The sequence below is a fragment of the Xenorhabdus doucetiae genome (assembly GCF_000968195.1).
GTDB classification, from domain to species: domain Bacteria; phylum Pseudomonadota; class Gammaproteobacteria; order Enterobacterales; family Enterobacteriaceae; genus Xenorhabdus; species Xenorhabdus doucetiae.
Window position 1 is genome coordinate 678,445 of the sequence record NZ_FO704550.1, and the last position, 25,729, is coordinate 704,173.

Annotated in this window: 21 protein-coding genes, 2 tRNA genes and 1 pseudogene; 21 read left to right on the top strand and 3 right to left on the bottom strand. The window is 45.1% G+C overall.

Features of this window, described 5'->3' with window-relative positions; genetic code table 11:
• Positions 1–17: 17 nt before the first annotated feature.
• Both XDD1_RS03325 and XDD1_RS03330 read left to right on the top strand, forming a co-directional pair.
• A pseudogene (locus tag XDD1_RS03325) lies at positions 18–1,397 on the top strand (AAA family ATPase); the annotation flags it as partial.
• A complete protein-coding gene (locus XDD1_RS03330; RefSeq protein ID WP_045968662.1) occupies positions 1,390–2,667 on the top strand; it encodes an McrC family protein in 1,278 nt (425 codons plus the stop codon). The pseudogene XDD1_RS03325 and the gene XDD1_RS03330, both read left to right, overlap by 8 nt.
• Positions 2,668–2,760: 93 nt before the next feature.
• Here XDD1_RS03330 and XDD1_RS03335 read toward each other — a convergent pair.
• The 3 genes from XDD1_RS03335 to rsmC all read right to left on the bottom strand — a co-directional run bounded on the left by XDD1_RS03335 (position 2,761) and on the right by rsmC (position 4,166).
• Positions 2,761–2,847, bottom strand: a tRNA-Leu gene (locus XDD1_RS03335).
• Positions 2,848–2,893: 46 nt separating this feature from the next.
• Positions 2,894–2,980, bottom strand: a tRNA-Leu gene (locus tag XDD1_RS03340).
• Positions 2,981–3,152: 172 nt separating this feature from the next.
• Positions 3,153–4,166 carry a 16S rRNA (guanine(1207)-N(2))-methyltransferase RsmC gene (gene rsmC, locus XDD1_RS03345; protein ID WP_045968664.1) on the bottom strand — a complete coding sequence of 338 codons (1,014 nt, stop codon included), beginning with the start codon at positions 4,164–4,166 and terminating at the stop codon, positions 3,153–3,155.
• 140 nt (positions 4,167–4,306) lie between these two features.
• On the opposite strand from rsmC, the gene XDD1_RS03350 reads away from it, so the two are divergent.
• From XDD1_RS03350 to XDD1_RS03440, 19 genes are all read left to right on the top strand, one after another.
• Positions 4,307–4,717: a DNA polymerase III subunit psi gene (locus tag XDD1_RS03350; RefSeq protein WP_045968666.1), complete on the top strand. Its 411-nt coding sequence runs from the start codon at positions 4,307–4,309 to the stop codon at positions 4,715–4,717.
• Positions 4,686–5,132 carry a ribosomal protein S18-alanine N-acetyltransferase gene (gene rimI, locus XDD1_RS03355; RefSeq protein WP_045968668.1) on the top strand — a complete coding sequence of 149 codons (447 nt, stop codon included), beginning with the start codon at positions 4,686–4,688 and terminating at the stop codon, positions 5,130–5,132. Before XDD1_RS03350 ends, rimI begins: the two co-directional genes overlap by 32 nt.
• Positions 5,133–5,470: 338 nt before the next feature.
• Positions 5,471–5,782, top strand: a complete 312-nt coding sequence (locus XDD1_RS03360; protein WP_045968670.1) for a helix-turn-helix domain-containing protein — start codon at positions 5,471–5,473, stop codon at positions 5,780–5,782.
• Positions 5,775–6,989 (top strand): type II toxin-antitoxin system HipA family toxin, encoded by a 1,215-nt coding sequence (locus XDD1_RS03365; protein ID WP_045968672.1) that lies wholly within the window; start codon positions 5,775–5,777, stop codon positions 6,987–6,989. Before XDD1_RS03360 ends, XDD1_RS03365 begins: the two co-directional genes overlap by 8 nt.
• A gap of 302 nt (positions 6,990–7,291) precedes the next feature.
• Positions 7,292–8,881 carry a peptide chain release factor 3 gene (gene prfC / locus XDD1_RS03370; RefSeq protein WP_045968674.1) on the top strand — a complete coding sequence of 530 codons (1,590 nt, stop codon included), beginning with the start codon at positions 7,292–7,294 and terminating at the stop codon, positions 8,879–8,881.
• A gap of 196 nt (positions 8,882–9,077) precedes the next feature.
• Positions 9,078–9,479, top strand: a complete 402-nt coding sequence (locus tag XDD1_RS03375; protein WP_045968675.1) for a BON domain-containing protein — start codon at positions 9,078–9,080, stop codon at positions 9,477–9,479.
• A 333-nt stretch (positions 9,480–9,812) separates the two neighbouring features.
• On the top strand, positions 9,813–10,949 hold the full coding sequence (locus tag XDD1_RS03380) for a patatin-like phospholipase family protein (protein ID WP_045968677.1): 1,137 nt from the start codon (positions 9,813–9,815) through the stop codon (positions 10,947–10,949).
• Positions 10,950–11,720 carry a TatD family hydrolase gene (locus XDD1_RS03385; protein WP_045968680.1) on the top strand — a complete coding sequence of 257 codons (771 nt, stop codon included), beginning with the start codon at positions 10,950–10,952 and terminating at the stop codon, positions 11,718–11,720. It abuts the gene before it with no gap.
• A 340-nt stretch (positions 11,721–12,060) separates the two neighbouring features.
• Positions 12,061–13,326, top strand: coding sequence for a NupC/NupG family nucleoside CNT transporter (locus tag XDD1_RS03390; protein WP_197541011.1), 1,266 nt, complete (start codon positions 12,061–12,063; stop codon positions 13,324–13,326).
• Positions 13,327–13,429: 103 nt separating this feature from the next.
• On the top strand, positions 13,430–14,209 hold the full coding sequence (deoC, locus tag XDD1_RS03395) for a deoxyribose-phosphate aldolase (RefSeq protein WP_045968683.1): 780 nt from the start codon (positions 13,430–13,432) through the stop codon (positions 14,207–14,209).
• A gap of 99 nt (positions 14,210–14,308) precedes the next feature.
• Positions 14,309–15,646, top strand: a complete 1,338-nt coding sequence (deoA, locus tag XDD1_RS03400) for a thymidine phosphorylase (protein ID WP_045973315.1) — start codon at positions 14,309–14,311, stop codon at positions 15,644–15,646.
• A gap of 91 nt (positions 15,647–15,737) precedes the next feature.
• Complete coding sequence (gene deoB / locus XDD1_RS03405) at positions 15,738–16,961, top strand: phosphopentomutase (RefSeq protein WP_045968685.1); 1,224 nt, start codon at positions 15,738–15,740, stop codon at positions 16,959–16,961.
• Between the two features lie 71 nt (positions 16,962–17,032).
• Positions 17,033–17,749, top strand: coding sequence for a purine-nucleoside phosphorylase (gene deoD, locus XDD1_RS03410; RefSeq protein WP_045968687.1), 717 nt, complete (start codon positions 17,033–17,035; stop codon positions 17,747–17,749).
• 728 nt (positions 17,750–18,477) lie between these two features.
• Complete coding sequence (locus tag XDD1_RS03415; protein ID WP_045968689.1) at positions 18,478–19,026, top strand: fimbrial protein; 549 nt, start codon at positions 18,478–18,480, stop codon at positions 19,024–19,026.
• 388 nt (positions 19,027–19,414) lie between these two features.
• Positions 19,415–22,132: an outer membrane usher protein gene (locus tag XDD1_RS03420; RefSeq protein ID WP_045968691.1), complete on the top strand. Its 2,718-nt coding sequence runs from the start codon at positions 19,415–19,417 to the stop codon at positions 22,130–22,132.
• A gap of 129 nt (positions 22,133–22,261) precedes the next feature.
• The gene (locus XDD1_RS03425) at positions 22,262–23,032 is read left to right on the top strand and encodes a fimbria/pilus periplasmic chaperone (protein WP_045968693.1); all 771 of its coding nucleotides are present in this window, start codon (positions 22,262–22,264) and stop codon (positions 23,030–23,032) included.
• Positions 23,033–23,168: 136 nt separating this feature from the next.
• Positions 23,169–23,732: a fimbrial protein gene (locus XDD1_RS03430; protein ID WP_045968695.1), complete on the top strand. Its 564-nt coding sequence runs from the start codon at positions 23,169–23,171 to the stop codon at positions 23,730–23,732.
• A gap of 64 nt (positions 23,733–23,796) precedes the next feature.
• Positions 23,797–24,645 (top strand): MrpH family fimbial adhesin, encoded by an 849-nt coding sequence (locus XDD1_RS03435; protein WP_045968698.1) that lies wholly within the window; start codon positions 23,797–23,799, stop codon positions 24,643–24,645.
• A 60-nt stretch (positions 24,646–24,705) separates the two neighbouring features.
• Positions 24,706–24,945, top strand: a complete 240-nt coding sequence (locus tag XDD1_RS03440; RefSeq protein ID WP_269450529.1) for a helix-turn-helix domain-containing protein — start codon at positions 24,706–24,708, stop codon at positions 24,943–24,945.
• Positions 24,946–25,729 lie beyond the last annotated feature (784 nt).

Sequence of the window (25,729 nt, forward strand, 5' to 3'; positions counted from 1 at the left end):
AGTTATCGGGCGTTAAGACCCCTCCACATTCACCAACGAACGTCATCTATTTCGGTCCTCCTGGAACCGGTAAGACCTTTACTTTACAACAGAAGATGAAGGAGTATACCTCTCAGGCAGCCCCAGCAGATCATGATGCCTGGCTGGATTCTCATCTTGAATCATTGAACTGGATGCAGGTGATAACGTTAGTCTTGCTTGATCTTGGCAAGCGAGCCAAAGTTCACCAAATGACGGGACACCCGTGGTTCCAGCGTAAAGCGCTTTTGAATGGGCGCAGTAATAACTTTTCTCAAACGGCCTGGGCGACACTGCAATCCTTTACCATACCGGAGTCCAACACCGTTGCGTACAAAAGCCGCCGTCAGCCCGCCATATTCGATAAAACTGCCGATAGTGAGTGGTTCCTTGTGGAGTCGCAACTAGAGCAAATTGATGATCTACTTACCCGCTATTCGGAGTTAAAACATGGGCCCCAAAAGGCGGAAGCAATCCAGCGTTTTGCCGTGGTCACTTTCCACCAGTCATATGGCTACGAAGAGTTTATTGAAGGTATGCGTGCTCGCTCTGACGAAGATGGCAATATCTCTTATCCTATTGAGCCGGGTATATTTATGCGTCTGTGCCAGCGTGCCAATGCCGATCCGGCACATCGCTACGCCATTTTTATTGATGAGATCAATCGCGGCAATATCTCCAAGATCTTTGGCGAGCTTATCTCACTGATTGAAGTCGACAAACGTGCGGGGATGGCAAATGCAATGAGCCTGCAGCTGTCATATAGCGGTAATCCCTTCAGCGTACCAGCCAATATCGATATCATCGGTGCCATGAACACGGCAGACCGCTCTCTCGCACTGATGGACACGGCATTGCGCCGTCGTTTTGACTTTGTCGAGATGATGCCAGATCTCTCTTTGCTGAGTGGAGCCAAAGTTAAGGGCATTGAACTCGAACCGTTGCTGGAGAAACTCAATAGTCGCATTGAAGCACTTTACGATCGTGAGCATACGCTAGGGCATGCGTTCTTTATGCCGGTAAAAAAAGCACTCGATGCGGGTGATGAAGAGGCCGCGTTTAAGCAACTGAAAGTCGCATTTCAGAAAAAGATCATTCCACTGTTGCAGGAATACTTCTTCGATGACTGGAACAAGATCCGTTTGGTGCTGGCAGACAATCAAAAGGCAGATAACAGCTTCCAGTTCGTGATTGCGAAAACCAACGATCTAGATACGCTTTTTGGTAAAGATCATGCTTTACGACGTCATGATCAGCAGTCGACAGCGTACGAGCTAGAGACATTTGATCAAGAAATCTGGGATATGCCACAAGCCTATCGCGCAATTTATCAGCCACAGCAAACCTCCCTTGATGAGCAAGCTATAAACCATGAGTGAAGTGATCTCCGTTTTTGAATATGACTTGTTAGGGACTGGAAAAGCAGCTTCAGTTGGCGCAAAGCGACTTCCTCAAGAGGTTTTTGATTATTTGGAGGAGCTTAGTTTAACAAGCAATAAGGGGAGTCAGTGCCTTAAACTCACTTCCCGTTCAGGTTTCAAACTGCTTCAGGTGCAAAACTATGCGGGAATGCTTTATACACCTCACGGTCTGCAGATTGAAATATTGCCTAAGATTGGTAAAAACCTCACGCGAGCGAGTGCACGGGAAACATTGCTAACGATGCTAAGCTATTTGTCTGGATTTCGGCATATTCAAACTCAACAGGCCACTGTACAGACGCAGCGCATGCCTTTGCTCGAGATCTTCATTAATCAGTTTTTGCAAAGTGTCAGACAGTTGCTTAAACAAGGTTTACGTTCCGACTATGTGGACGAGCAAGGCAATCTGCCTTTTATGAAGGGCAAACTGATGCTTTCTGCGCAGTTGCGGCATAACGTGGTGAACCGTCATAAGTTTTGTGTTGATTATGATGATTACTTGCCAGATTGTGCAGCCAATCGGCTCTTACACTCCGCGCTACATAAGCTGATTGGACTGCGGCTGTCATTAGAGAATCAACGCTCACTTCAGGAACTGCGCTTTGCTTTTGACGGTATTCCGCTTAGCCGGGATATTGAAAGTGATGTCAACAGCTTACGCTTGGTTCGTGGTATGGCTCATTACCATGAGCCGCTTGCTTGGGCGCAAATGATATTGAACGGAATGAGCCCCACTGCCTTGCAAGGGGATGCCAAAGCATTATCGCTATTGTTCCCTATGGAGGCGGTGTTTGAGTCTTTTGTCGCACAAACTCTTGCCGACGAGCTACCTCCTCACCTCAAGGTGAATCCGCAGGCAGATACTTATTCGTTGGCGAAGCATGGGGGAAGAGGTTGCTTTAAGTTGCGTCCGGATTTGTTGATTCAATCGCGTAATCCGGTTCAAACCAAGATGGTCATGGACACGAAATGGAAGCGGGTTAGTAACAACTCGCAAGAGCAGCCACTGTATGGATTGGCGCAATCCGACTTTTATCAAATGTTTGCCTACGGGCATAAGTACCTTAATGGAACAGGCGAAATGTACCTGATCTATCCTGCGCATGATGACTTTAACCAACCGATACAGCAGCATTTTGCTTTCTCAGATACCTTAAAATTATGGGTTGTTCCATACCGGATAACAGCAAAGCGCGGTCAAAGAATGATGTGGGGTAACTCAGACTGACATCGGTTGGTTGAAAAAGCGAGGAAAGTCTTGCGAATGCTGAATTTCAGACATAAAAAAAGACGCTTCTTTTTATTAGCGTCTTAATTTAGATGGTGCGAAGGGGGGGACTTGAACCCCCACGTCCGTAAGGACACTAACACCTGAAGCTAGCGCGTCTACCAATTCCGCCACCCTCGCAAGTACTGCCATTTATCTTATTTGTTTAATTGATAGTTATCTGATTTGGTGCGAAGGGGGGGACTTGAACCCCCACGTCCGTTAGAACACTAACACCTGAAGCTAGCGCGTCTACCAATTCCGCCACCCTCGCCTATCCAGAGACTATCGCTTAAACGAATAGCATGGGGGCGCATTCTAGAGATTTTATGGCTGGCGTCAATCATTATTTAGCGAGAAAACGTATGACTGGTGTAAAAATCGGCATATCAATTGCCTGCCCGTTAAGCGGGGGCAGGCAAAATAAGGAACACTGACCGTCAGAATTATCTTTTGGTCGCTTGATAAACTTTAAATTTACCGGTTTGCGCAATGACTTCATGGTTGCCAAAAGCCTTATCCAGCAGGGCAGGGTAAGGCAAGAACGCATTGGCGACAATCCGCAATTTACCGCCGGATTTCAGGTAAGTTGGCGCCATGCGGATCATATCATCGGCCGCCGCCAGGTTAGTTTTTAGGCCATCATGGAAAGGGGGATTAGAAATAATCCAGTCGAATTTTCCTTCAATAGCAGAATAGACATTACTGGTGACCACATTACCTTGCAGTTTATTGGCGTTCAGCGTTGCTTTACTCGATACGATGGCGGCAGCATTGACATCGCTCAGTGTCAGGGACAAATCCGGGTTCTTTTTACCCAATACGGCAGCCAATACGCCGGCACCACATGCCATATCCAGCAGGCTGCCAGAGATGGGCGCATTAAACGTAGAAAGTAGCAGACGACTACCGACATCTAAATCATCCTGGCTAAAGACGCCGGGCAGGGTATTGATGGTGACATCTTCCACTTGATAGCTGTTCCACCAGTTGTTTTGATCAAACTGAACCTGATTTGTCAATTGACCATAAAACAGGCTACAACGGCGTGCGGTATCAATCTTACGAAAAGTCGCAATACCTTCCATTAATTTATCAACACTGCGAACACCACTGCGGTTTTCACCGACAATAAAGATATCAGTGCCGGGTGGCAGGATAGAAAACAGGCTGCGTAGTTGGAAACGTGCTTCCTGTTTGCTTTTTGGCCAGTAATAAATCAGCGTATCGCATCCGCTGATAAATGCGTTATCCGCGACAAGGCCGAAGTGGGCATTATCACCAAGCTGGCGGATCAGCGATTGCCAGTGATGATATTGGTTGGTATGCACTCGCACACTTGCAGCGTCGATTTCTGTTGCCAGATTGTCCTGAAGATCACCGGCAAACAGCAAGTGATGAGGGCGGAATTGCTCATGATGGCGCAGGATAACTTCACTGGCCGGGGTTAATACTGACATCTATGTATAGCTCCTTATCAATCTTTATCCAAGTAATTAAGTATCAGCGGGCAGAGCTGAGATGCCATGCCAATTGGCGCAGGGATTAGCCCTCTGATATATTACTGGTTATTTTTTTATGGCAGATGGAATAAAACACGATGACGAAGCGTGACAGATTACTCTCCCAACTGGGGATCACCCAATGGGTTTTGCGTAGCCCTTTGGCGTTGCAAGGTGAATTATCTGTCCTCATCCCTGATTCAACCCGTCTATTGATCATTAGCCATGATCACATTGACTTAAGTCATTCATTGTTTGCTGATATTTTTACAGCCATGGGGATCGATGCCTCATCGGTATATTGCATCACGACAAAAGATGTTGAGCTACTTTCGGAATCAATCCACTGTCCAAGCTGGCTGTTAGGGGTTGATATTACCTTATCAATACAAGGGATTTCTTTGAGAAGCCCAGCATTAAATGACTTATCTCTTGATGGGAATGCAAAACGCGCTCTTTGGCAACAAATTTACCATTATGAAGAATATTTCTCTATTAACTCCCGTTGATCTTGCTGCAGCATTTCAAATAGAACAGGCCAGCCATGCGTTTCCGTGGAGTGAAAAAACCTTTTACTCCAATCAGGGAGAACGTTATCTCAACTATAAGATAACGCAGGACGGCCAACTTATCGGTTTTGCGGTAACGCAGTATGTGATGGACGAAGCGACACTGTTTAATATCGCTATTCACCCTGAGCATCAATCACGGGGATATGGCAGGGCATTGTTGACGCATCTTATCAATATTTTGCCGGAAAAACAGATCAATACATTGTGGCTTGAGGTGCGACGCTCGAATCAATCCGCCATTCGTTTATACGAAGATCTGGGCTTCAATGAAGTTTCCGTCCGCAAGAATTATTACCCGACTGCGGCAGGTAAGGAAGATGCTATTATTATGGCGTTGCCGTTGTGTATTTAGCATCTTCATTATCTTCAACATCACTGGTTGTTTATAACCTCAAGTTCAGCCAAAATAAGCGCCAATCACGATTAACACGACGGATTTGAAAGCCCTTTCCATTCTTGGGGGTGAGCTAAAAAGTACTCTAGTAGTTGGGAATGTGTTTTCCGGTCTCATTAAAGTTATCTGAGTGGAAACTAAGCCGGTAAAGCGTGATGCACCATTGATTATCTACCATAGTAGATCAATTTCGCCTTGTTGATATGTAATAGCTAATCAAACTTGTACTCTCTTAATTGTCGTGATATGTTTTTATATATATTTTCTGGGCAATGATGTATTAAAGCATATCAAGTATGAGTTATGTAACAGAGCAAATACTGGAAAGCCTTCGAGAAGCACGCGCACGTAAAGGTTTTAGCCAGAGAGAGCTGAGCGCCCGATCAGGTGTACCTCAAAGCCATATCTCGAAAATCGAGTCTGGAGGCGTTGACCTAAGGGTTTCCAGTTTGATTGCACTTGCGCGTGTACTCGACCTAGAGCTATTTGTCGCGCCTAAAAAATCTGTGCCAGCGATAAAGTCGATCATTCGAAGTAGCAAAGGTAATCAGAATGAGGGTGAACAGGTGTCACCTGCATACAATTTAGATGGAGACAGCGATGAGTAACAATGTATCCACTCTAAACGTTTTGCTTTACGGCGAGCCTATCGCAACGATCACCAACGTTGGCAATGACAGAACGCTATTTGCCTTTACGGATGCTTACACGAATGATGAATCTCGGCCTGTGTTAGGACTTGGCTTTAAAGATTCGCTCGGTGGTTTGCTCACTAACTTCAAACCTACCCAAACCAAGTTAACACCGTTTTTCTCCAATCTACTGCCAGAAGAAACGATGCGTAACTACCTGGCAGAGCGTGCTAGTGTGAACCCGGCGCGGGAATTTTTTCTATTGTGGGTGTTAGGACAGGACTTAGCGGGAGCGATCACTGTTGAACCTGCCGATGGTGAAGCACTGCCGCCTAATGTGCATCAAGAAATTGAAGATGAAACCAAATACGAAGCACCGATGCGCTTTTCATTGGCGGGTGTGCAGTTGAAATTTTCAGCAGTGCAACATGCCAATGGCGGTTTGACGATCCCAGCTACAGGTAAAGGTGGCTCATGGATTGTGAAATTGCCATCATCTCGCTTTGAAGCCGTGCCGGAAAATGAATATTCGATGATGGAATTGGCACGAATGTTAGGAATGGATGTGCCAGAAATTCAGCTGTTACCCATTAACCAGATTGCTAACATCCCGGAAGGAATCGGAAAGTTTGGCGATAGTGCCTTTGCGATCAAGCGGTTTGACCGTGCTGATGGGCAAGCAATACATATTGAGGACTTTGCGCAAGTCTTTGGCGTATATCCTCAAGATAAATACAAAAAGGCCAGTATGTGTAATATCGCGCAGGTTATCGGCATAGAAGGTCAAGAGGAAGACATTGCTGAATTTACTCGTAGGTTGGTGTTCAATACGCTAATTGGCAATGCTGATATGCATTTGAAGAACTGGTCTGTGATTTACAAAGACAAGCGCACTGCATCAATTGCACCGGCTTATGATTTTGTCTCGACCATTCCCTACATTCCTGATGATAATGCCTCGTTAAAGGTTAGCCGCAGCAAAAAGTTCAGTGATTTTACTCTGGATGAATTATCGCACTTAGCGGCCAAAGCCATGTTGCCAGAAAAGTTGGTGTTGGATACGGCCAAGCAAACTGTGGCAGGCTTCCATGAAGTATGGGCGAAAGAAAAAGCCCATTTGCCGCTCACCAAATCTATGATTGAAGCAATTGAGAAGCACTTGCGAAACATACCACTGCGCTAATTGCACCATCATTGGTGTAGTTCGACAGACTATCATCGATTTTTGGTAGTGAAGGAATTTGTGGTTTAGCCACAGTTGTTCATGAGCTGAAGAAACAACGATTGCAAGCAGCTACAACTGAGCATTGGCACACGTTGAGAGCAAATGGTAACGAATTAGATAACCATTGATTGTTTATAACCTCAAGTTCAGCCAAAATAAGCGCCAATCACGATTAACACGACGGATTTGAAAGCGAAGCGCTGTCAAGAAGCGCTTCCCAAACGGTATCAATCCGTGTACAGACTAGAAGATCCCAATTGATGTCAAATTCCCCATTTCTGCAAGAAGTCGCGAAACGGCGCACTTTTGCAATCATTTCCCACCCGGATGCGGGTAAGACCACGATTACCGAAAAAGTATTACTGTTCGGACAGGCGATCCAGAAAGCGGGTACGGTAAAAGGCCGCGGCTCCAACCAGCACGCTAAATCAGACTGGATGGAGATGGAAAAACAGCGTGGTATTTCCATCACCACTTCCGTGATGCAGTTTCCTTATGCTGACTGTCTGGTTAACTTACTGGATACGCCAGGGCATGAAGACTTCTCGGAAGATACTTACCGCACGCTGACCGCCGTTGACTGCTGTCTGATGGTCATTGATGCAGCAAAAGGGGTCGAAGATCGTACCCGTAAGCTGATGGAAGTAACTCGTCTGCGTGATACGCCAATCCTGACCTTCATGAACAAGCTCGACCGTGATATTCGTGATCCTATGGAGCTGATGGATGAAGTGGAAAATGAACTGAATATTGCCTGTAGCCCGATTACATGGCCAATCGGCTGTGGTAAATCCTTCAAAGGCGTCTATCACCTCTATCTTGATGAAACTTACCTGTACCAGTCTGGTCAAGGGCATACCATTCAAGAGGTTCGCGCCATCAAGGGATTGGATAACCCCGAACTCGATGCGGCAGTGGGTGAAGAGCTGGCGAATCAATTGCGCGAAGAGCTGGAACTCGTCAAAGGCGCATCCCATGAATTTGATCAGGAAGCCTTTTTGCAGGGCGAATTGACACCCGTCTTTTTCGGTACGGCATTGGGCAACTTTGGGGTTGATCATATGCTGGATGGCTTGGTGAAATGGGCACCAACCCCGATGCCTCGCCGGGCCGATGCGCGTGACGTGACCGCGTGTGAAGAAAAATTCACCGGCTTTGTGTTCAAAATCCAGGCGAATATGGACCCGAAACACCGTGACCGCGTGGCGTTTATGCGCGTCGTTTCCGGTAAATATGAAAAAGGCATGAAATTGCGCCAAGTCCGCATTAAGAAAGAGGTGGTTATTTCTGATGCACTGACCTTTATGGCCGGGGATCGTTCTCATGTCGAGCATGCTTATCCGGGGGATATTATCGGTTTGCACAATCATGGCACCATTCAGATTGGCGATACCTTTACCCAAGGTGAAGAGCTGAAATTTACCGGCATTCCTAATTTTGCCCCTGAATTGTTCCGCCGTATTCGTCTGCGTGATCCGCTGAAACAGAAGCAATTGCTGAAAGGTCTGGTGCAATTGTCGGAAGAAGGCGCGGTACAGGTATTCCGTCCGCTGTCCAATAACGATCTGATTGTCGGTGCGGTGGGGGTGCTTCAGTTTGATGTGGTTGTTGCCCGTTTGAAGAGTGAATATAACGTTGAAGCGCTGTATGAACCGGTTAACGTATCCACGGCTCGCTGGGTAGAGTGCAGCGATGCGAAGAAACTGGAAGAGTTCAAACGCAAAAACGAACAAAATTTGGCTCTCGATGGGGGTGATAACCTAACGTATATTGCACCCACCATGGTCAACTTAAACCTGACCAGTGAGCGCTATCCTGACGTTTCTTTCCGCAAGACGCGGGAACATTAATCTCTTTTCGGGCCAGCTATCCTGTTGGCCCTATGATTTATTATGTATGTATATTCTGATATTTTTGCCATTAATAGAATAATTCTCTGGTTTAATGAAAATATACGTTATTTTTTGTAAATTCCATTTTATCACTACTGGCTAATTGACATACTGTCTTGGTAACCGTTCAAACTGAAGTTAGGAAGGTGGTAGGATGAAAAATATCAAGTTTACCCATTCACTGCTGGCTGTTGTTCTGGGTTCGGTACTGAGCAGTAGTGGTGCTCTGGCAGCCGATATTTCTTCGGGAAAAACATTGGAGAGTACGGGACAAAAAATCGATAAATCCCTGGATGTTGCAGGAGAAAAAATTGATAGCTCCTTGAAAAAGGCAGATGTTTATTTAGACGATAGTGCCATTACGGCGAAAGTGAAAGCGGCATTGCTGGAACATAAGGGCATAAATAGTAAAAACATTTCGGTGAAAACAGAAAAAGGTATTGTTCATCTTTCCGGTTTTGTTAAAAACAAACATCAAGCGGCAAAAATAGCCAAAATTGTTCATGGCGTGAAAGGCGTCAAATCAGTGAAAAATACAATAGAGATTAAGCAGTGATCTCGATGTAAAAACCACTATGGATTGAAAAAATCATTATAGATTAAAAAATAACAGACATTATGAATGGAGTGGCTGATAGATGGCCACTCTTTTTATTTCTTTTCCTCAAATAACATCTTGTTAATAAATGAGATTATCTCACAGGAATGTTATTCGCTGGCTGTATTTCGATAACTTGCTATTCTCAATTGATTTAACGTTTGATGCTTAATTTGGGCGTTTTTTTATAAAAATGTTACAAGCAAGTTGTTTGAGTAACGGTATACTGATAGATATTCAGCGAATGTGTTATGGCTTGGTGGTGTCATTAACTTTCAGAGGAAAAGAAGAGTGGGGAAACATATTCCAATTACATTGGGTAATATAGCGCCTTTAGCTTATAAATCACAGATCAAACCTGGGAAAATTGCACTGGTTTGTGAAGGTGGTGGTCAGCGGGGTATTTTTACCGCCGGTGTTTTGGATGAATTCCTCCGGCTTGGTTTTAATCCATTCGAACTGTTCCTTGGAACATCTGCGGGAGCGCAAAACCTTTCTGCTTATATCTGTGGTCAGCGAGGATATGCACGTAAAGTCATCAACCGTTATACCACCGATCCTGCTTTTTTTAATCCATTGCGTTTTGTGCGCGGTGGGCATTTAATCGATTTAGATTGGTATGTTGATACCATCTCTGAGCAGTTGCCACTCAATATTTCGGCTGCAATGCGCCAGTTTGATGCGGGGCGTGAATTCTACATGTGTGCCTGCCGCGCTGATAATTTTGAGCCGAACTACCTGCATCCCGATGAAAAAAATTGGATGGATATTATCAAAGCATCAAGTGCTATTCCGGGGTTTTACCGTAATGGTGTTACCCTTGGTGATGTCGTTTATCAAGATGGTGGCATTTGTGATGCGATCCCCGTGCAAGAGGCTTATCGCCGAGGGGCGGATACTATCGTTGTGATTCGAACCGTGCCTTCACCGCTTTACTATACACGTCAGTGGTTCAAGCGCATGGAGCGCTGGTTAGAGGCCAGTAGCTTGCAAAAGATGGTCAAGATGCTCAACCTCCATGCACAGAGTTATCGTAAGACCCAGAAGTTTATCGAAAATCCGCCGGATGATGTACAAATTTTCGAAATCTATCCGCCAGCACCCTTGGCGGCAATGGCATTGGGAAGCCGGCTTAGTGCACTTAATCAGGATTATCATTTGGGGCGGCGTTGCGGGCGGTATTTTCTGGCAGCAATTGGGCACACTTTTGTTGGCGGAAAATTTGGCTATGCTGAACGTAAGAGTTACGGAGCATGTCGTTCGGGGTTAAATGCTGATGGCTTCAATCGCCATTGTTTTCGCAGAAACCATTTCCTGAGCAGTGCTAATCATCACCCAATAGTAGGGTCCCCTGTGCCTGATATGATGGATAATGGGCAAACGACAGAAACTGTTATGATAAATAATTTGGATAACTTGGATAATTAGGTGTTTATTGATACCCATTGCCATTTTGATTTTCCCCCTTTTGCGGGGAATGAAATAGCCAGCCTGCAACAAGCCAGACAAATGGGCGTGGAAAAGATCATCGTTCCCGCGATAAGCCAAATGAATTTCCAGAGAGTCTCTGCGTTAGCTGAGGCTTACTCCCCGATTTATGCGGCATTGGGTTTACATCCGCTCTATGTTGCTGAACACCAAGAGACCCATTTAGATGAGTTGGCGCAGAGATTACAGGAAAAAGGTGCCAAATGTGTCGCGGTAGGAGAGATTGGCCTTGATCTTTATATGCCTGATCCGCAGTTTGACAAGCAGAAAAGCCTGTTAGAAGTGCAATTAAAACTCGCTAAACAGCATGATTTGCCCGTGATACTCCATTCCAGAAAAAGCCATGATCAATTAGCAGCAATGTTGCGAAAGCACAAGTTGCCACGAGCAGGCGTTATTCATGGTTTTGCAGGCAGTTTATCCCAAGCTCAAGCCTTTATTCGTCTGGGATTTTACATCGGTGTCGGGGGAACCATTACCTACGACAGGGCACAAAAGACACGTAATACCTTTGCACAATTGCCGCTGTCATCTTTGGTCTTGGAAACAGATGCGCCTGATATGCCGTTATCGGGGTTTCAGGGAGAGCCAAATCGCCCCGAAAGAGTTGTCCAGGTTTTCTCTGCATTGTGTGAGTTGCGCCAAGAACCGCCGGATGAAATTGCTAATCAGATTTATCAAAATAGTGTGACGCGATTTGCATTGGGCTGAGTGATATCACATTGATCTTAGCGGGTCATTTGAAAGGTAAGGGGATAATAAATATTAATAATGTTTAACTTACATTTCTCGCTTGTTTGTCCTATTTTTTACCTTTTTCTCCGTTAAATTATCTAATCCCACCGAAACTAGGTGGTTTTATGTGATGAATGTCTCATTTTTTGTTTTTATATTACTTTTTGCTGCATTAATTTGTGATGTTAGTTGCTTGTTCTTTTTTGGTCCTAGGTATAATCGGCTCGCACACAATGTCAGTAGGAACTTATAGGATAGCTGACATATTTTCTTATTATTTATTCAGTGAACAGGGATTCTTCCAATGCAACTCCTTATGAGCCTGATCGGGATGGCAGTACTGGTTTTTATCGCAGTACTCTTCTCCAGTAACTATCGAGCCATTAACATTCGTACCGTCCTCGGCGCCTTTCTGATTCAGGTTGGTATTGGGGCATTTGTACTTTATGTCCCCGCTGGTAAAGACGTTCTGGAGGGAATGTCGGCAGGCGTTTCCAACGTGATTGGATATGGGCAAAAAGGGACTGATTTTATTTTTGGCGGCTTGGTTTCCGACAAAATGTTTGAATTGTTCGGCGGTGGCGGCTTTGTTTTTGCCCTGCGTGTTCTGCCGGTGATTGTTTTCTTCTCATCACTGATTGCCGTGTTGTATTACATGGGCATTATGCAGCTTGTCATCAAAATATTGGGTGGCGGATTGCAAAAATTATTGGGCACCTCACGGACTGAATCTTTGTCTGCAACGGCGAATATTTTCGTCGGTCACACCGAAGCGCCTCTGGTTGTGCGCCCGTATATTGCGACCATGACCCAGTCTGAGTTGTTCGCCGTGATGTGTGGTGGCTTGGCTTCGGTTGCGGGGTCCGTGCTGGCGGGTTACGCGCAAATGGGCGTGCCATTGGAATACCTGATTGCGGCTTCATTTATGGCCGCACCCGGTGGTTTGCTGTTTGCAAAACTGATGGTGCCGGAAACAGAAAAAACGCAGGATACCGTTGACGCGATGTCGTTGATTGCGGCGGAAGATCGTCCTGCTAACGTGATTGATGCGGCGGCATCGGGTGCGTCAGCCGGTATGCAGTTGGCCCTGAACGTCGGCGCAATGCTGTTGGCATTCACCGCATTGATTGCTTTGCTGAACGGGATCTTAGGCGGTATCGGCGGCTGGTTTGATTATCCGCAATTATCAATGGAACTGGTTTTAGGTTGGGTTTTCGCCCCTATCGCTTACCTGATCGGTATTCCGTGGAATGAAGCCACCATCGCGGGTTCTTTCATCGGCCAGAAATTAGTGGTCAATGAATTCGTGGCATTTATGAACTTTGGTGAGTACCTGAAAGCTGATGATGTGGTTCAGGCGGCGGGTCTGCAAGTGCTTTCTGACCATACTAAAGCCATCATCTCTTTTGCCCTGTGCGGTTTCGCTAACTTGTCTTCTGTGGCGATCCTGCTGGGCGGCTTGGGTGGCATGGCACCAAACCGTCGCGGTGACATTGCCCGTTTCGGCTTGAAAGCCGTATTGGCGGGTTCACTCTCTAACTTGATGAGTGCAACCATTGCCGGATTCTTCCTCGCGCTGTAAGACACCGGGGGTAGGTAGCAAGTTGAATGCAGGTGAGATTTCTCACCTGCTTTTGTTTTTCCTAAACTGATTCAGTCACGATAATAATACCGTTGGAGAGTTTATGACCGATTTAACCGCTGCCGCTCAGCGTGCGCTGAGTTTGATGGATTTAACAACTCTTAATGATGATGATACCGATGAAAAAGTGACCACACTGTGTCGTCAGGCCAACAGCCCGGCCGGACAGACTGCGGCTATCTGTATCTACCCGCGTTTTATTCCCGTGGCACGCAAGGTATTACGTGAACAGGGAACTCCCGATATTCGCATTGCGACGGTGACCAACTTCCCGCATGGCAATGATGATATCGGCATTGCACTGGCTGAAACCCGTGCTGCCATCGCCTACGGTGCGGATGAAGTGGATGTGGTTTTCCCTTATCGCGCATTGATGGCCGGTAATGAGCAGATTGGTTTTGACTTGGTGAAAGCGTGTAAAACCGCCTGTGCTGAATCGGGCGTCTGGCTCAAAGTTATTATTGAAACCGGTGAATTAAAAACAGCGGCCTTGATTCGCAAAGCTGCGGAAATTTCCATCAAGGCAGGTGCCGACTTTATCAAAACCTCAACCGGTAAAGTGCCGGTTAATGCGACGCTGGAAAGTGCCGAGATTATGTTGAGTGTGATCCGTGATATGGGTGTCGCTGATAGTGTCGGTTTTAAACCCGCGGGTGGCGTGCGCACTGCCGAAGAAGCGGCACAATATTTGGCACTGGCGGAACGTATTATGGGAGACAACTGGGTGGATGCCCGTCATTTCCGTTTTGGTGCGTCCAGTTTGTTGGGCAGTTTACTGACCACGCTTGGACACCAGAGCCAAAAACACAGTAGTGGTTATTGAGATCAATAATCACTGATTGCGTGCATACTAAAATGGTGTGACGAAGATGATATGCACGACTGCCATTCTTTTCAGATAATCATGATTGGGGAGGTAGCTTTGTTTCTGGCACAGGAAATTATTCGCAAAAAACGGGATGGCCATCCATTGAATGAAGAAGAAATACGCTTCTTTATTAACGGCGTCCGCGATAATACGGTTTCTGAAGGGCAAATTGCCGCACTGGCAATGACTATCTATTTCCATGATATGACGATGGAGGAGCGTGTCGCACTGACATTGGCGATACGTGATTCGGGTACGGTTTTAGATTGGAAAAAATTGAATTTACCCGGCCCGGTTGTCGATAAACACTCGACAGGCGGTGTGGGGGATGTTACCTCCCTGATGCTTGGTCCCATGGTGGCGGCGTGTGGAGGATATGTGCCGATGATATCAGGGCGTGGCTTGGGGCATACCGGAGGAACGCTGGATAAACTGGAATCTATTCCTGGTCTTGACATTTTTCCCGCTGAGCACCATTTCCGCGACATGATCCGCGATGTGGGCATTGCCATTATCGGGCAGACCAGCGCACTGGCACCTGCGGACAAACGCTTTTATGCGACGCGCGATATTACGGCGACCGTGGATTCCATCCCGTTGATTACCGCCTCTATCTTGGGTAAAAAACTGGCCGAAGGGCTGGATGCCTTGGTGATGGATGTGAAAGTGGGTTCGGGGGCATTTATGCCGACCTACGAACAATCGGAGCGGCTGGCCGAAGCCATCGTTGGCGTCGCCAATGGTGCGGGATGCAAAACCACCGCACTCTTGACGGATATGAATCAAGTTTTGGCATCCAGTGCGGGTAATGCGTTGGAAGTGCGTGAAGCTGTCCAATTCTTGACGGGGGAATACCGTAACCCCCGGCTATTTGAAGTGACGATGGCGTTATCTGCTGAAATGCTGGTTTCGGGCAATTTGGCTATCGATCGTGACGAGGCATACCGCAAGTTACAGGCAGCACTGGACAGTGGCAAAGCGGCGGAAACCTTTGGTCGCATGGTGGCAGCCCAGCGAGGGCCAACCGATTTTGTCGAAAATTACGCTCGTTACCTGCCGACGGCGAAATTCAGCAAGCCAGTATTGGCCGGGCAATTAGCCGAAAAAAATGGCATCGTTGCAGAAATGGATACCCGTGCCTTGGGCATGTCTGTGGTTGCATTGGGCGGGGGACGGCGTAAGGCGACAGATACGATTAATTACAGTGTGGGGCTGAGTGATATCGTTGCGCTGGGCACCAAAGTGAATGCGGATACGCCCTTGGCCATGATCCATGCCAGCAACGAGCATGATTGGCATGCGGCCGCAGACGCCGTGCGCAGGGCTTTTGTCTTTAAGGAAAACGAAATCCAAGCCACCACACCGATGATTTATCGTCATATCCGTGGATAAATCATACAAGCTAAATCATACAAGCACTGAAATCGATTTTAATAGCTGGCAGTTTCCGCCTTGAACGCGTGAATTGACACAGGAGAAAATAATGAAACGTACATTCATCATGGTATTGGATTCCTTTGGTATTGGTGCAAGTGCTGATGCTGAAAAGTTTGGCGACAAGGGATCTAACACGTTAGGGCATATTGCAGAACAATGCGCCCGTGGTGAGGCTGATATCGGCCGTAAAGGGCCACTCCATTTGCCAAACCTGAGCCGTTTGGGATTGGGTAAAGCAACGGAAGAGTCTTGTGGCACTTTCCCGATTGGCTTGGATAAGGATGCCGAAATTATTGGCGCTTATGGTTATGCGAGTGAACTTTCTTCTGGTAAAGACACGCCGTCAGGCCACTGGGAAATTGCCGGCGTTCCGGTTCTGTTTGATTGGGGTTATTTCCGTGACGAAGAAAACAGTTTCCCACAGGAATTGCTGGATAAACTGGTCGAACGGGCAAATCTGCCGGGGTATCTGGGTAACTGCCACTCTTCAGGTACGGTGATTCTGGACAAACTGGGTGAAGAACACATGCAAAGCGGCAAGCCGATTTTCTATACCTCAGCGGATTCGGTTTTCCAGATTGCTTGCCATGAAGAGACCTTTGGCTTGGATCGTCTGTATGAGTTGTGTGAAATCGCCCGTGAAGAGCTGAATATCGGTGAATATAACATTGGCCGCGTGATTGCCCGCCCGTTTGTGGGTGATAAAGCGGGGAATTTCCAGCGTACCGGCAACCGTCATGATTTGGCGGTTGAGCCGCCAGCCCCGACCGTCCTGAAAAAATTGGTTGATGAAAAGCAGGGGCAAGTGGTTTCTATCGGTAAAATCGCAGATATCTACGCGAATGTCGGGATCACCAAAAAGGTCAAGGCGACGGGCATTGATGCCCTGTTTGATGCTTCACTGATTGAAATGGCACAGGCAGGAGATAACACTATCGTATTTACCAACTTTGTTGATTTTGACTCTTCTTACGGTCACCGTCGTGATGTTGCCGGTTATGCAGCCGCGCTGGAGTTGTTTGACCGTCGTCTGCCAGAAATGCTGAAATTGGTGAAAGAAGACGACATTTTGATCTTAACTGCTGACCACGGGTGTGACCCAACCTGGCCAGGTACTGATCACACGCGTGAACATGTTCCGGTTTTGGTTTACGGGCCGAAAGTGAAACCCGGCTCATTAGGGCATCGTGAAACGTTCGCCGACATGGGTCAGACCGTTGCGAAATACTTCGATCTGACCCCTATGGATTACGGTAAAGCGATGTTTTAATTTTTGCGGAGGCCAACCGGTCTCCCCATTTCCATCTATTTTGATTCGTAATAAAAACAAGGAAATAAATTATGGCTACCCCACACATTAATGCTGAGATGGGCGATTTTGCTGATGTTGTTTTAATGCCAGGCGACCCACTGCGTGCAAAATACATTGCGGAAACTTTCTTGGAAGATGCCCGTCAGGTTAACAATGTTCGTGGTATGCTCGGTTTCACCGGGACTTACAAAGGCCGCCGCATCTCTGTGATGGGCCACGGCATGGGTATCCCGTCTTGTTCTATCTATGCCAAAGAATTGATCACGGAATTTGGTGTGAAAAAAATCATCCGTATCGGTTCCTGTGGTGCAGTCAGCGAAGACGTTAAAATCCGTGATGTTGTGATTGGTATGGGAGCCTGTACCGATTCCAAAGTCAACCGCCTGCGTTTTAAAGATCACGATTTCGCGGCGATTGCTGACTTTGATCTGGTGCGTAATGCGGTTGATGCGGCTAAGGCGAAGAATGTTAACGTGCGTGTTGGTAACATCTTCTCTGCGGATCTGTTTTATACGCCAGACCCGCAAATGTTCGATGTCATGGAAAAATACGGCATTCTGGGTGTTGAAATGGAAGCCGCGGGTATTTACGGTGTTGCGGCGGAATTTGGTGCCAAGGCGTTGGCAATTTGTACTGTTTCTGACCATATTCGTACTGGCGAACAAACCACTGCCGAAGAGCGTCAACATACATTTAATGACATGATCGAAATTGCGCTTGAATCCATTTTGATGGGTGATAATTAAAAAAGCGTCAATAGTTTTGGCATTTTATTAAAAAATGATCAGCCCTTTTCATTATTGGAAAGGGCTTTTTATTTATACATTGCATCCAAATTTATCTCTATTATAAAGAATAGGTTTAGATTATTTATTTAATGGGCGTCTTTTCTTTTCTAATTTGGTTAGAGAATGCATAAAAATAATAAATAAACTTAACATAATTTGAACGGTTATTTTAAGTGATATTTTAAGTTGATAATTAGTTTGATAACGATGTCGTTTAGATAAAAATTTTGTTTTTATACTAAATCAGCGAATAGTTATGATAATAAAAACCAAATGTTATGGTTATGACGGGATAATAAAATGCCCCTATCCTTGCGGGAAAATAAAAGAGAACAATAAAGCAACGCCAATTAAGATGCTGAACTGCTAAACATTGCTCGATATAACTTAGGGGAATAATCCAAAATTAAAAAATTATTAGTAAAATATTCTACTCGTAATCGGTGATTTTTGAGAAAAACTCATATTTCATATGATGTTAAGGAACATAAGTAGTTTTATCCGCTGAAATTTGACTTAAGGTTTGTTATGTAGAATGATATTGCCGATTTAGTTTATCTCGACGGCTTATGATTTACGTCAAAAAACTAAATAATCCTTTGCCTAAGTGTCAGAAATTAATTTCTGGGCTTCGGCTTCCCTTTGGTTATTAATATCGATTTTACGATTAAAGGAATAAGTTAATTATGAAACTTAACAAATTGGCACTGGTTTTAGGTCTTGGTGTGGCTTTGGCTGCGGGTGCGGCAAATGCGGATGACCAAATTCCACAAGAGACAAAATTAGTTAACCAAGGTAGCGGTACTGTTAAATTCACCGGTTCTATCATTGATGCACCTTGCTCAATCAAAAACACCAATGTTGAAGTTGATATGGGTGCAGTTTCGAATGTTGTTCTGAAAGATGGTGGCCGCTCAGCTTCTAAGCCTTTCAAAATTGAATTAGTTGGCTGTACTTTTGATACTCAGAAAAGTGTGAAAACCACCTTTACTGGCCCAGAAGCTGCTGAGAAAGGCTTGCTGGCGATTGAAGGTACTGCACAGGGTGCTGCAATCGCAATCACTAACCATGGCAACAAAGTCATTCCTTTGGGCGAAGCGTCAGACAACATGTCTCTGCATTTAGGCAACAATGATCTGAACTTTGCTGCGCATCTGAAAGGCCTGAATAGTCAAGATGGTGTGAAACCAGGTGATTTCACTGCTATCGCAAACTTTGTTTTAAACTACCAATAATATTGCAATCAAGCTGATCATTTTTAATGCTTGAATATCAGGAAGTTCACTTTAACCATTTGCCTTGACCCTCCTGATAATATATTTAGGGTATTTCTGGGATACCATGCGTTAATAGACAGCGTGTTAGTCGACAATGTGTTAGTAAAGTATGACTACAATATTCTGTAATAAGATCTGTTTTATTGATATAGGTCAATAATATTCATGATCGAATAAACAGATTGTGCCATTAACAAAATGATCCCTATAACAGTAAATTGAAATACCCTTTTTTTATTTATATCGGTCAGGGTCCTCAATTGAGATCGATGAACTTTAATGACGCCATGTATGAGGTAAGAACGCCTGTACGCTTACAAACTTAGCCGTGCCAGATAACGGCTAAATTCAAACTGGATTATTAACGATTCATTGTTCAGAGGATGCTATGGCTTTATTTTCAGATTTTATGAATCATAATTTTTTATCTGATAATAGAAAAACAATCAGTAATAAAAAAGCAAACAGTAAAAGAGAAAATACCTTCAATAAAAAGAGTGTGATTAATAAAAAGAAGATAGCGAATAAAACAAAATACTTAATCTTCGGTGTTAAACCTCTTTCAGCCCTCGTGCTGATTGTCTTATCCGGCATTCAGGCCGCACATTCTCGCTCGTCCGTTGAGTTCAATATTGGTGCCCTGGATGTCAGTGAACGTGCCAATATCGATTTGGATAAATTTGCCAGAGCGGGTTATATCATGCCGGGCAACTATATGATGGGTGTCCGGATAAATCAGAATGAACTCTCGGATACCTATTCTATTGATTTTACTGCCCCGCCTGATGATCCAGCGGGCAGTGAAGCCTGTGTCTCCCCTGAATTAGTCAAACAAATCGCACTGAAACAGCAGTGGGTAGAAAAATTAGGTTGGCAGAATGAAGGTCAATGTCTTGATCTCAATACCTTACCGGGCATGTCAACCCGAGGTGACCTGACGACTTATACGTTGTATTTAATCGTCCCTAAAATTTATCTGGAATATGATTTGCCGGACTGGGACCCCCCTTCTCGTTGGGATAATGGCGTCCCCGGATTACTGTTTGACTATAACGTTAACGCACAAACTTCTAAACCGAATCACGGCAGTAGTAACCAACAAATAAGTGCAATCGGAACCGCTGGTATGAATTTGGGGGCATGGCGTTTTCGGGCTGATTGGCAAGCCAGATATCATCGTCTTAAAACGCAGGATAATGATAAATCGGGGAATTCCGCAGGAAGAGAACGTGACTGGGACTGGAGCCGTTACTACGTATATCGCGCGCTTCCCCGGCTGGAAGCAAAATTGACATTGGGTGAGGATTACCTCAATTCCAGCCTTTTCGATAGTTTCCGCTATACGGGCGCCAGTTTGGTGACTGATGAAAATATGTTGCCACCGAATTTGCGCGGGTATGCACCGGAAGTCACCGGCGTGGCACGGACTAATGCCAAAGTGACGGTTAGCCAGCAGGGAAGGGTACTGTATGAAACTCAGGTCGCTTCCGGCCCCTTCCGTATTCAGGATCTGAGTGATGCGGTCGCAGGAACACTGGATGTCAGAGTCGAAGAGCAAGACGGTGGCGTGCAGGAATATCAGGTCAATACCGCAACAATCCCTTATCTGACGCGCCCCGGCCGCGTCCAGTACAAATTTGTTGCCGGCCAATCCACGAATGACCGCCACCGTCGTGAAGGGCCCGCGTTCGGGCTGGGGGAATTCTCATGGGGAATTAACAACGGTTGGTCGCTGTATGGCGGGCTGTTGGCCGCGGGGGACTATAACGCCCTGTCGCTGGGGATTGGCCGCGACCTGATGATGTTCGGTGCGCTGTCGTTTGATGTGACGGAATCAAGGGCAAAATTACCGGGAGAAAACAAAACCCTGACAGGCGGATCTTATCGTCTCAGCTATTCGAAACGTTTTGATCAATATAACAGTCAGGTGACCTTTGCCGGATATCGTTTTTCTGAACGTAACTTCATGAATATGGGGCAGTATATCGATCGCCGTTATCGCAACGTTGTTTCCGATAGCGGCAAAGAGATGTATACCATTACGTTCAGTAAACAATTTGCCGATATCGGCCTTAACGCCCATCTTAACTATAGCCATCAAACCTACTGGAACCGGCCAACAAACGATCGCTATAACCTTTCGTTATCCAAATACGTGGATATTGGGCGTTATAAAAATATTAACGTCAGTTTGTCGGCCTACCGCAACAATTTTGACAATAAAAAAGATGACGGCATGTACCTCAACCTTTCCATTCCGTGGGGAGAGCGTGGCACGCTCAGTTACAACGGAATGGCGAATCGTCAGGGGAATGCCCATACCGTCGGTTATTTTGATCGGATTGATGATCGCAACAACTATCGTATTTCAGTGGGAACGAATATCGACGGCAGGGCATCCACTGACGGTTATTACAACCATTATGGTGACAAGGTGTTACTCACTGCCAGTGCCAGTTATCAGGATGGCGGCAATACGACGGCTGCGCTTGGCCTGCAAGGTGGGGTAACGGTAACGACAACCGGGGCTGCCCTGCACCGTACCAATCTGCCGGGTGCAACCCGCCTGATGGTCGATACTGAAGGGGTGAGCAATGTTCCTATCCGGGGATTCGGTTCCGCGGTACACACCAACTACTTTGGTAAAGCGGTGCTGGTCGATGTGAACAGCTACTATCGCAACCGTGCGAATATTGACTTAGATAACTTACCCGATGATGTCGAGGCACTGCGTTCCGTTCAGCAGGCAACCTTAACGGAAGGTGCGATTGGTTATCGTAAATTCCAAGTGATATCAGGAATAAAGGCGATGACAAACATCCGGTTACCTGATGGCTCATCCCCGCCTTTTGGTGCTTCTGTGGTCAATGCAGCCCAACGTGAAATCGGGATTATCGGCGATGAGGGATATGCTTACCTGAGCGGAATCAATCCGGGAGAGAAACTAAAAGTACATTGGAATGGAAGCGCCCAGTGCGAGATTACTGTACCAGATGAAATAACATCAGAATCTTTGACTTCACTTTTACTGCCTTGCCAGTTTTTAACAGGTGATAGTCAGTAAATGGTAATGAAATTATCCAAAAAATCGTTATTTAATAACGTATTATATTGGTTTGATTTGAAAAATGCCGCTATTCGCTAGTGCAGCAATATCAACATGAGTCTCTTTTGAGCATGAGCAAATGACACTATGAAACTGAAAAATATTCTAATGATAACCGCCATGACGATCACTGGCTTGATGTCAATTCACCAGGCCATGGCCGCGATAGCCTTGGATCGCACCCGCGTGATTTTTAATGGCAATACCAAATCCGTCAGCCTGAACATTGAAAATCAGCATCTTGATTTGCCTTATCTGGCACAAGCATGGATTGAGGATGAGAAGGGAAATAAGATCAATGGCCCGCTTGTGGTTGTTCCCCCCGTACAGCGTGTTGAAGCGGGTGCGAAGAGCCAAATCAAAATTCAAACCCTGCCGGCGATAGCCCAATTGCCACAAGATCGGGAAAGCCTGTTCTATTTCAATATGCGTGAAATTCCGCCACGCAGTGAGAAACCGAATGTGCTGCAAATCGCCTTGCAGACGCGGGTCAAGCTGTTCTATCGCCCGGAAGCGGTGATTGCACGCCGTATTGATCTTGATAACCCGTGGCAGGAAAAACTCACGTTAACCCGTGAAGGCAATCAATATGTGGTGCATAACCCAACACCGTATTACGTCACTATTTCAGAAGCATCGAATAAGGTGAACGGTAAAAGTGCAGAGGGTTTTCAGCCTGTGATGTTGGCTCCCAGAAGCAGTGAAAAACTGGGAGGAACGGCCAATTCATTAGGGAATGCGCCAGTATTGACCTACGTTAATGATTATGGTGGGCGTCCACAGTTAATATTCAACTGTAATAGCAATAGTAGTGGCAATACTTGTGCAGTAACAAAAGCGGTGACGGGTGAAAGCTGATTGACGAGCGGAAGCTGATTGAATTGTGCGGATACGCCATTAACCGAAATATTAACGGGGTATCCGCACAGAATTAGCCGGAATGGGGTGAGTTTTTTTCGGTAAATAAGATTGGATAAATGTAGGGTAAATAATAATGAATCCGTTGAACATCAGATTATCCAGATATGTATTGCCAATGCTGTTTCTGTTCGGCATGGGTCACCAGCAAAGTGTATATGCACGAGATAATCTGCGTCAGGATGTCAGGATTACGCTAACTGTACTTGCTCCTACTTGTTCGATTAGGACAGAAGAGAAAAACATACAAGTGGATTTTGGCAATGTCCTTAACAGTGATCTTTATCTGAAACATCGTACAGAAGGTCGGCAATTTGAGCTGAATTTAAAGGATTGTGATCCTCGAATGATAAAACGCCTGAAAATCAAATTCTTGGGAGAACCAAGCCAGGAGCTGCCGGGGCTGTTGGCGGTGAGATCTAATGGCAGTCTTCGCGGTATTGCCATTGGTATGGAAAAAATCGATGGTACGCCGATGCCATTTAATAAAACCAGTGAATTCCCGCTATTAGCCAATAGCACAGAGAATGTAATCCCATTTCGGGCATATATACAAGCTGCTCCCCGTGTGATCCAAGAGAAAAAAATGGGGGTGGGTCAATTTACGGCAATCGCGACGTTTGAAGTTAATTACGACTAGTCAAGCTGACTGGTTTTTCCTCCACGATCTTTCGTCAAAGTTTGATGTTATTGGAAAATAAGTTATGCGCTCTATTAATAAATCGTTGTTGAAGCTAGCCGCCCTGTTGTATTTAGCCAGTGCCACCTATGTTTATGCCGGGGCTTATGTGATGCCGGTTAATACGTTTCCATCGGGTAACCAAGCTATCACAACTATGGAGATTATTGCCTGGACAGAAGAAGAGGGAATCCCTAATCCTTGCTATGGAAATGAAACATGCTATGTCGGCCCCGATGTTCTGTATAAGAATCAGCAGAATAATCAGCCGGGAATGTACGGTTCCTGTAGGGATGCAAAGGTATGTTTGAATGCAAATAGATATCGGACAACCGCTGACGTAATGCGGGCCTATAAACAGAAGTTTGGCATTCCTAAACGGGTAACCTTTCCTATTATGACCACAAATGCGGATTGTATTGGTTTGTTTTATACACATGAAAGTGAAATATCATCTGGATTTGGTCGTGCGCAACAATTTCCGAATTCCACTTGCAACAAAATGCCTCCTCCAAATCAAGTTTGTGAAATCAATTTGCCTTCTGAAATTGCTTATGGGGAATTAACCGCGACAGAAGTGAATAATGCGACCCGCACAATTACGGGGCAATTTAGATGTGCTATTGGTAGCAACAAAATTATGTTGTATGCCAGATCAACGAATAATGAAGACAAAGTTTATCTCGATTCCGGTAAGCAAATATATTCGACGTTACAGATTGATAAAGAAGATGCAGCAAATGGAGTGAATGTCACTGCTGACGGAAGGAATGCCCCTACGTATTTCACCCTAACGTCAGTGCTGCACACGTCAACACTACCGAAAGCCGGTAAATATGAAGGTACGGCAATAGTTCTTTTACGTTATTTATAACTATAAACTGAGAGTAACAATATTATGCAAGTCAGTATGCTGGTAGGAAAAAGAATCCAAATGAAAAGAAGAGAAATTGGAGTGACAGCAGCAGAGCTGGCGGACAAAATTGGAGTGAGCCATCAGCAAGTGTCACGTTATGAACGCGGAACCAACCGGATCAGTCTGGAGCATTTGGTCGCAATTTCGATTGCCCTGGAGACGCCCGCCGACTGGTTTTTGGAGGATTGTTTTACGCCCCCTAAGGTGCATATGAATAATCAATATGCCTGTGTCGCAGAAACCGTACTGGGTTCATAATCAAAAAAATACCGCCAAAAAGGGCGGTATTTTACAGATCGCTACATTCTTGCTTGCGCAGCGCGTCAGTATGGTTTTAATATGTTGTCTTAACCAAAATGTAACATAGGTAACTATATCTATTTGTTTAATATACGATGTTAATCACGATTTTGTCGTTTTATCGTTAATCACACTAGAATACATAAGTAATTCTGGTATATCTTGTCCTGCGACGTATTACAAGCGCGCATTATCATAGGCAAAGAAAAGCGTTTTTACCTGAGGTTGGTTTTTGATTTGACACAAACGATAGGGGAATTGAATGTGGATTAAATCATTATTCAATATGCTGATAATAATAATTTTATTTGTTATTAGCAATGTGGGATTTATTTCTATTGATTTAACTATCAAAGAAATAATAACTCTATGGTCAAGTAAGGAATACACTTCCTCTGAGTTATCATTCCTTATTCGTACCACTGATTATGTGATGCTGACCAATAACTTTATGTTTGTTTTTTGTGCCGCAATATTCTTATTTAGAAATAAACTAAAGCACAGTTTACGCATAATTTTTTCTACCTTTTTAATTGGTCTGTTGAATAATATTGTTACGTTTATTTATATTTTTAATTTCTCAACTATTTTTCAATTCATTAAAAATCGCGATCTAATTTGGATATTGATTTTTTTTCCTGTATCAATGGTTATTATTTATATTCTTGCAAGGAAGAGCACAAATGAATATCCCCAGGTACGTTAGGTACTCAAAGTAGTGGATACGGTGGAGCAACTTTTG